Source organism: Psychrobacter sp., assembly GCF_036731945.1.
GTDB lineage: Bacteria > Pseudomonadota > Gammaproteobacteria > Pseudomonadales > Moraxellaceae > Psychrobacter.
This window is the reverse complement of sequence record NZ_DAINDI010000027.1, coordinates 11,940-19,434: the sequence shown is the minus strand read 5'-3', so window position 1 is coordinate 19,434 and position 7,495 is coordinate 11,940. Positions and strand designations below refer to the sequence as shown.

At 44.4% G+C, this 7,495-nt stretch carries 8 protein-coding genes and 1 pseudogene; 8 read left to right on the top strand and 1 reads right to left on the bottom strand.

Going from position 1 to position 7,495, the window contains the following annotated elements:
• Positions 1 to 764: BCCT family transporter (locus V7D75_RS07290; RefSeq protein WP_333614026.1), on the top strand; the 764-nt coding region annotated here is incomplete at its 5' end.
• A gap of 86 nt (positions 765 to 850) precedes the next feature.
• On the opposite strand, the gene htpX is transcribed toward V7D75_RS07290, so the two are convergent.
• Positions 851 to 1,765 carry a protease HtpX gene (htpX, locus tag V7D75_RS07285; protein WP_333614040.1) on the bottom strand — a complete coding sequence of 305 codons (915 nt, stop codon included), beginning with the start codon at positions 1,763 to 1,765 and terminating at the stop codon, positions 851 to 853.
• A 279-nt stretch (positions 1,766 to 2,044) separates the two neighbouring features.
• On the opposite strand from htpX, the gene V7D75_RS07280 reads away from it, so the two are divergent.
• The 7 genes and pseudogenes from V7D75_RS07280 to miaA all read left to right on the top strand — a co-directional run.
• On the top strand, positions 2,045 to 2,506 hold the full coding sequence (locus V7D75_RS07280) for a methyltransferase family protein (protein ID WP_333614025.1): 462 nt from the start codon (positions 2,045 to 2,047) through the stop codon (positions 2,504 to 2,506).
• A 54-nt stretch (positions 2,507 to 2,560) separates the two neighbouring features.
• Positions 2,561 to 3,367 carry a PhzF family phenazine biosynthesis protein gene (locus V7D75_RS07275; RefSeq protein WP_333614024.1) on the top strand — a complete coding sequence of 269 codons (807 nt, stop codon included), beginning with the start codon at positions 2,561 to 2,563 and terminating at the stop codon, positions 3,365 to 3,367.
• Between the two features lie 11 nt (positions 3,368 to 3,378).
• The gene (locus V7D75_RS07270) at positions 3,379 to 3,708 is read left to right on the top strand and encodes a YnfA family protein (RefSeq protein ID WP_333614023.1); all 330 of its coding nucleotides are present in this window, start codon (positions 3,379 to 3,381) and stop codon (positions 3,706 to 3,708) included.
• A 153-nt stretch (positions 3,709 to 3,861) separates the two neighbouring features.
• Positions 3,862 to 4,161, top strand: a pseudogene (locus tag V7D75_RS07265) (6-pyruvoyl trahydropterin synthase family protein); the annotation flags it as partial.
• A 104-nt stretch (positions 4,162 to 4,265) separates the two neighbouring features.
• Complete coding sequence (gene tsaE / locus V7D75_RS07260; protein WP_333614022.1) at positions 4,266 to 4,790, top strand: tRNA (adenosine(37)-N6)-threonylcarbamoyltransferase complex ATPase subunit type 1 TsaE; 525 nt, start codon at positions 4,266 to 4,268, stop codon at positions 4,788 to 4,790.
• Between the two features lie 51 nt (positions 4,791 to 4,841).
• Positions 4,842 to 6,617, top strand: a complete 1,776-nt coding sequence (gene mutL, locus V7D75_RS07255) for a DNA mismatch repair endonuclease MutL (RefSeq protein WP_333614021.1) — start codon at positions 4,842 to 4,844, stop codon at positions 6,615 to 6,617.
• Positions 6,618 to 6,677: 60 nt separating this feature from the next.
• Positions 6,678 to 7,495, top strand: an 818-nt coding sequence (gene miaA / locus V7D75_RS07250) for a tRNA (adenosine(37)-N6)-dimethylallyltransferase MiaA (RefSeq protein ID WP_333614020.1), incomplete at its 3' end; no start/stop codon positions are given.

Sequence of the window (7,495 nt, the reverse complement as noted above, 5' to 3'; positions counted from 1 at the left end):
TGTCGAACTTTTCAACCTCTATCCCTGATCCAAGCGAGGATGGCCCAAAGTGGCTACGCATTTTTTGGGCGGTATTGACGGCAGTATTGACCATCTCTATGTTGATAGCAGGCGGCGTCATTACCATGGAGTATGCAACGCTTATCTTTGCGCTTCCTGTGACCGTTATCGTTTATCTGGTGATGTTCTCTTTTTCTAAAGCGCTAAAAATAGAACGGGCTGAGCGCGAAGGTACGGTGCTGCGTCGCCCTTCTATTACGCCAAGTGGTGGTCATATACCCGAGCGTTCTTGGAAGCAGCGCTTGGGACAAATGCTGGCTTACCCGAGCAAACGAGAAACGGAGCAATTTCTTGAGCGTGTCGTTCGACCGGCGCTGAACGATGTCGCCAATGAGTTTGAGCGCCAAGGTTATAAGATTGATCGCGATAATATTCCTCATATAGCGGGCGATATTGATGTTGGTGGGCCATTATTAAAGGTATCTACTGATGCCCAAAACGACTTTTATTATCAAGTGTCTATGGTCGAGACGCCGTCACCGACCTTTAGTGGCAAGATGTCGCCAGTTAGCGACGTATATTATCGTTTAGAAGTAACGACGCAAACCGGCTCCGGCGGTTATGATTTGATGGGCTTGACCAAACAGCAAGTGATTGACGATGTGCTTGAACAATATGAAGCGTATCTGACTTTTATTACCAGTCCGCCAGAGACAGATGTGAACACAGCCACCGCGGCAGTAGGAATCACAGGTAAAGGTTGATTTTTTATAATGGTAAAACGATATAGATAATAGCGGCGCTGTTCTAGCCATCCGCTATCATCTGTCATGTATGTTAGGGCTGCGCCTTAAGCCTTGCTAGGATTATACTTTCTCAACGCCGCAATACGTTCATCAAGCGTTGGATGTGAGCGGAAAAGGTTAGCGACACTAAATCCCGTAGACTGCCCAGACGAGATTGCAAACGCTTTCATGCTCTCAGGCATCTGGTCTGGACGCTGCTCAGAAGGACGCAAGGCATCCAGTGCGCTAATCATTTTTTCACGGCTGGCAAGCTTTGCCCCCATCTCATCAGCACGGAATTCACGTAGGCGCGAGAACCACATGACGATGGCAGACGCCAAAAACCCCAGCAAAATATCCATCACGATACTGGTGACAAAATAACCGATACCCGGGCCATCCCCTTCATTTTTAAAGACAGTACGGTCGACGAAGCTACCAATAATACGCGCAAAGAACATGACAAAGGCGTTCACCACACCTTGAATGAGCGCAAGGGTCACCATATCGCCATTGGCCACATGACCAATCTCATGCGCGAGCACGGCTTCTATTTCATCGGGTGTCATGCTTTGTAGTAGCCCTGAGGAGACCGCGACCAATGCTTGGTTTTTGTTCCAGCCTGTTGCAAACGCGTTTGGCTGCGAATTATTAAAAATTCCCACTTCCGGCATGCCAATATTTACCGCCTGTGCGTGTTTGGCGACAGTATCGACCAGCCATTTTTCCGTAGCATTTCTTGGCGTTTCGATAATCACTGTGCCCGTTGATTTTTTTGCCATCCATTTTGAGATAAATAGCGAGACCATCGAGCCGACCATGCCATATATACCGCACATAATGGCAAGGCTAGTATAATTTAGCCCGCCTGCGCCATGGACGCCGCCAATCCCGAAAAAGCTGGATAAAATACCAAATACGATGCTAAATACCACAATCACCGCTAAGTTGGTTAATAAGAACAATCCAATACGCATCATGACGCTAACTTCCTCATTGAAATTCAACTACAATCTTATAAATAACTCCTTCACAGGAGTAAAAGGTAAAAATTAAAAAAATGGCAATTATAACCTTCTAGGAATAATAAAGCCGCTCATTCAATAGAAATCGCCACTTATAACTTGTAGAGTAGGGACAACAGCGGCGTATAGTGTTTAACTAATGCAAGAGTGATAGATAGAGAACTAAAAAATAGTCAGTACTATCATAAGTAATGAACCATTCATATACCATTTAATCCTATATAAGGTCTCATTATGAAATCTCTAGAGCTAAAAGTACCGCCAGTCGCGCAAGTTATTGTCACCGCAGCGGCCATGGCTGGCGTCTCTAAAGTCGCCCCTGCTTTGAAGTTTTCGTTGAAAGGCTCTACGGCCTTGGCAGTAGGTTTGGGCACTATAGGACTGGGTAGCGCCATTTTGGGTGTCACACAATTTAAAAAAGCGCAGACCACGCCCAATCCGCAAGCGCTTGAGAAGGTTTCAAGTTTGGTGACCAGCGGTATATATCAATATAGCCGCAACCCTATGTATGTAGGCTTGGTGCTTGTATTATTTAGCTGGGCATTGTATCTGTCGCACTTTCTTGCCTTCGTGTTATTGCCTCTATTTATACTTTATATGACCCGTTTTCAAATCCAACCAGAAGAGCGGATGTTGGCACAGAAATTTGGCAAGGCTTATCAGACTTATAAGGCAAAAGTCAGACGTTGGGTATAAACAGCGGGATAAAAAATAGCCAAAATTAATGTTAGTAAAAAAGAAGATCATACTATGCAACTAGAAATCAATGTCGTCGACGCTTTTACGGATACCGTTTTTAAAGGCAATTCAGCAGCCGTTATTATCACAGATAATTGGCTTTCCGATAAGTTAATGCAGTCTATTGCTTTTGAAAATAATTTGTCAGAGACAGCTTTTATTGTATGTGATGATGACGGTATTTATCATATTCGCTGGTTTTCTCCTTTAACTGAGATTGCATTTTGCGGGCATGCAACCTTGGCGTCAGCCTTTGTGTTATTTAACAAAAATCCTAATGTAGAAACCATTAAATTTTACGCCAAAGCCGTTGGTATATTAACCATCATGCAAACAGACGCTGGCAAAATACAAATGGATTTTCCTAATACTAAGCCGGAAAAGGTTAAAGATATTCCCGATAGCTTGCTGGCAGGGTTGTCTGTTGCACCAGTCGAAGTTTATAAAAACTCTCAAGCCTATTTTGTGATTTATAATGCTGAAGCCGATGTCTTAAACGTAGCACGCGATAACGAGCAATTAAAAAAACTTGCGCCGTTAAATGTGGTGGTCACCTGTCAGGCCGCCTCCGCTGATTACAAAGATTACGATTTTATTTCACGTTATTTTTGGCCTGCCAATGGTGGCGATGAAGACCCAGTGACGGGTTCAGCTCATACTGCTTTAGCACCATTATGGGCAGAGCATCTAGGTAAAAATGAATTGCTTGCTTATCAAGCATCAAAACGAGGCGGTATTTTAGACTGCGTCGTTGCAGGTGATAGGGTGCTAATTTCTGGCAATGCTGTGCAGTATATGACAGGGTTTATCACGGTTTAGGAGTGGTTGGTTTGACTGAATTAAAAACCGTTGGACTGTTTGCGCTGACCGCACTGGCTGAAATTGCAGGTTGCTATTTGCCTTATTTATGGCTGCGGGAAGGTAAGTCGATTTGGCTGCTGGTTCCAGGTACGCTCAGTTTGGTCGCTTTTGTTTGGCTGCTGTCCTTACATCCCACCGCCGCTGGTCGCGTTTATGCTGCTTACGGCGGTGTCTATATTTCGATGGCGATTTTATGGCTGTGGACGGTGAACGGCATCAGGCCAACCACATGGGATATTTTGGGTTCTATCGTCGCGCTCTTAGGCATGGCAATTATTATGTTTGCACCACGTCATTAGTGAATGGATTTTGCCAATATTGCTATTAGTAAGTGACTACTTACGCAGTCATTACGATTTGCTATAATGAGCCGCACGCCGGTGTATCGTCGCGGCAAACCCTTATAATATTCATGTTTAACACAGTAAAGCTTACTGTTTTGGTCAATTATTATGCGTATTCGTAAACTGTTCAAATTTGAAAATGCGCATATCGTGCGTAATTGTAGCTCTGAGCGCTGCAAACATTCTATTCATGGTCATAGCTACCAGATTGAGCTGATTCTTGAAGCTAAGCGATTAGACCATGGGCAAATGGTTTATGATTTTGGTCTATTAAAATCTTCTATTAAAGACATTATCGATAGCTTCGATCATGCGATTTGTTTTTGGAATAAAGACGACCCTGAATATATCGCCGCCTGTAAAAAATTCAGCGCGCGCTGGATCAGTTTGCCGGTATCGCCGTCAGCCCGAGCTATATGCCAAGCTGATTGCTGGTGAAAGCTTTATCAATCCAGCCGTGACTATGCAAGTACAGACGCAAGTACAAACGCAAGTAAAGGAAGGTAAGCTTGATGCCTAATAATATAAACAAAGACAAAAATGTGAAAACCTTGACGCTGCATTCTGAAGCAGATACTCAACGCTTGGCGGTGCAGTTGTCAGCGTTGCCCTTATCGGGTAGCGTGTGGCTAGCAGGTGATTTAGGCGCTGGTAAAACTACCTTGACGCGTTATTGGTTGCAGGCACTCGGCCATACAGGTGCGGTCAAAAGTCCAACTTATACCTTGGTTGAGCCTTATAGTATTGAGCAAAATGATGGTTCAATAAAACCGGTTTATCATGCAGATTTATATCGTCTGCAAGACCCAGAAGAGCTATCCTTTATTGGTTTTGATGAATATCTAGATGAGCCGAATGCGCTGGTTATTATCGAATGGGCGAGTCGTGCGGACAGCTATTTACCACCGCCGAGTTTGTTTATTGATATGACGCAAGCTGATCGCGATGATAATGATAAAGAGGCACGCCAAGTTGAGCTGCGATTATCAAAGGTCGGTCAAGCGCAGGGCTTAGATTTATCCTCTCTTAACTTTTAGGTTAAACCGCATCATAGCCTCTGAGGTTTTATAAAAGTATGACGCTCATTAATGCCAGATAATCCCTCCAATAGCCGCATCAAAAAACTATCGCCGCTGCTCATCAATCAATTGGCAGCAGGCGAGGTGGTCACGCGCCCTGCCGCTGTGGTTAAAGAGCTGCTTGAAAACGCGATAGACGCTGGCGCGAGCAATATTGAGATACGTATTACCCAAGGCGGCATGGGTATGATTGAAGTACTGGATAACGGCACGGGTATCCATCCTGATGATATGGTCATGGCCATTACTCGCCATGCGACCAGTAAAGTCGCTGATGTGGCTAATTTGCATGGTATTACCACACTGGGCTTTCGCGGTGAAGCGTTGGCAGCGACGGCAGCAGTTTCTCGTTTGACTTTAACCAGTAGTCATGACGACAGTGGCATTGGTCGCCAATTGCAAGTCGCCGGTGTATTGGACGAGGTGCCAAAATTGCTGCCAGTCGTGCATCAACGCGGCACCACCATTACCGTCAAGGATTTATACTTTAATGTGCCCGCACGCCGCGGCAACTTAAAATCTATTGCGACCGAGTTCGGTCATATCGAAACCATTGTCCGCGAAGTGGCTTTGGCACGAGCAGATGTGGCGCTAACCTTGTTTCATGACAATAAAAAGCGGTTATCGCTGTCTTCAAGAGCAATGTCTGCAAATGATAACGATAATACCAATAGCAGCAACAATAACGCTCATCGTCTGCCTTTATCACGTCTTGAGCAAGCGACTGGGTTGCCATTAACGGATAACGCTTTAGAAATAGCGATAGATCTCACCAGTTTGATGCAGCTGCCTAAAGACTATGTGAATAATAACTTTGCTGGTCAAGCGAACATCAACGGTTGGTTATGGCTTAGCAATGACTCTCAAAGTACTTTTCCGAAATTAATTTATGTGAATGGACGATTGGTAAAAGAAGCATTGATTAGCAATCTGCTGCGTCAACTTGCCCAAAGTGCGCAGTTATCAGGTATTGGCTATGCACTGTATATTGATTTGCCAACTGAGTGGCTCAATATCAATGTCCATCCGTCCAAACAGCGTATCAAAATCAGCCCGCTAAATAACATCATGGCGCATCTTAGTCATGCGATTCAAGCAAAGCTTAAAACGGTTGCTACCAAACAGAACATCAATCAGACCATCAATTCCGCTGATGAAAGTAGTCAGGTATTAGATAATAATCTATCTATCAATAATACCTTCGCTGCTAAAAGGCAACAGACGTCATCGGCTACTCATTTAACCAATCATTCAACCAAAACCCAACAAGTGCAAGCGCCCAAACAACCGTATCAGTTGTCAGAAAATACCGATGCTGCGCAATCATCAGAACAGGCTACTTTTACTGAAAATATAAATCCGGGTAGCACATTAATAAGTACGGCCAATACGTCACAAAATCTATCGATAAAAAATGCTCCTTTACCATATTGTTTGGAGGTTATTTTAAATACGAGTCATGATTTAGATGCAATTAATAATGTCAGTGATAAAGCGCTACCATGGTTGCTGTTTTATAGTCGCAGCCAATTTTTTCTGATTGGCGTTGAGACATGGCAGGCGCAATTAAGCTTATTGTTTGAGTCGGATGTATTTAGAAAAAAGGTTTCATTGAATGATGCGAATGCTGTCAATCAGCAGCTTACTGACTTAGCCACAAAAATGTCTACAGAAGATTTATGGGCATTTAACGCAGATATCGAAGACTTGCTTGCTAAACATGCTTTTAAGTCTATAAATAACCAGCGTCTAATCGCGTTGATGCTATCATCTACAGCCATTTAGTTGTCCATTGATTAGATTGAGGACACGTTTTAGTAGTCACATAAAAATAAAGGTAATCCTATGCAAATCTCGTCTGCTAGCTCATCTTATCGCCTCAATCCCAATTTGGCGGATAATAGCGTGGTGTGTTTGATGGCACCGACGGCGAGTGGCAAGACAGCTCTAGCGTATAAGCTATACGATACTGGGCGTTATGAGCTGATTTCGGTCGATTCAGCATTGATATATCGTGATATGAATATCGGTACAGCCAAACCAACCGCTGCAGAGTTAGCACGCTATCCGCATCATTTGGTTGATATCATTGACCCGATGCAAAGCTATAGCGTCGCTGAATTCGTTAATGATGTTGCTCATTTAATTGCGAGCTGCCATGAGAGGGGAAAGATACCTTTGCTCGTTGGCGGTACTATGATGTATTACATGGCGCTCATTGATGGGCTATCGCCCGTGCCTGACAGTGATGATGACGTGCGCGCGCGCGTGGAGCAGTGGCGGCAAGACGAAGGTATTGGTGCACTATACGATTATCTAGAAAAAATAGATCCGATAAGCCACGAGCGTCTTAATGCGACCGATACTCAGCGTATCACGCGTGCGGTTGAAGTTTATCTGCAAACCAATATACCCATCAGTGACTGGCAGCAAAAGCCCAAACATGCCTTGGCGCATAATCCCAATCAGCAGTGGCATGCGCTGGCGGTGATGCCAGAGCGCGCATGGCTACATCAGCGTATCGAGCAACGTTTGGATATAATGTGGCATGATGGGCTAGTGGCGGAAGTGATTAGATTGCTTGAGCAGTACCCTTTGACACCCAATTTGCCATCCATGCGCTGCGTCGGTTATCGGCAAGTGTTAGAGTACTTAGTCCATAT

What these genes read in the sequence shown, in the direction of transcription:
- htpX (WP_333614040.1), bottom strand. Translation starts at nt 1,765, where the DNA reads ATGATGCGTATTGGATTGTTCTTATTAACCAACTTAGCGGTGATTGTG.
- V7D75_RS07280 (WP_333614025.1), top strand. Translation starts at nt 2,045, where the DNA reads ATGAAATCTCTAGAGCTAAAAGTACCGCCAGTCGCGCAAGTTATTGTC.
- V7D75_RS07275 (WP_333614024.1), top strand. Translation starts at nt 2,561, where the DNA reads ATGCAACTAGAAATCAATGTCGTCGACGCTTTTACGGATACCGTTTTT.
- tsaE (WP_333614022.1), top strand. Translation starts at nt 4,266, where the DNA reads ATGCCTAATAATATAAACAAAGACAAAAATGTGAAAACCTTGACGCTG.
- mutL (WP_333614021.1), top strand. Translation starts at nt 4,842, where the DNA reads ATGCCAGATAATCCCTCCAATAGCCGCATCAAAAAACTATCGCCGCTG.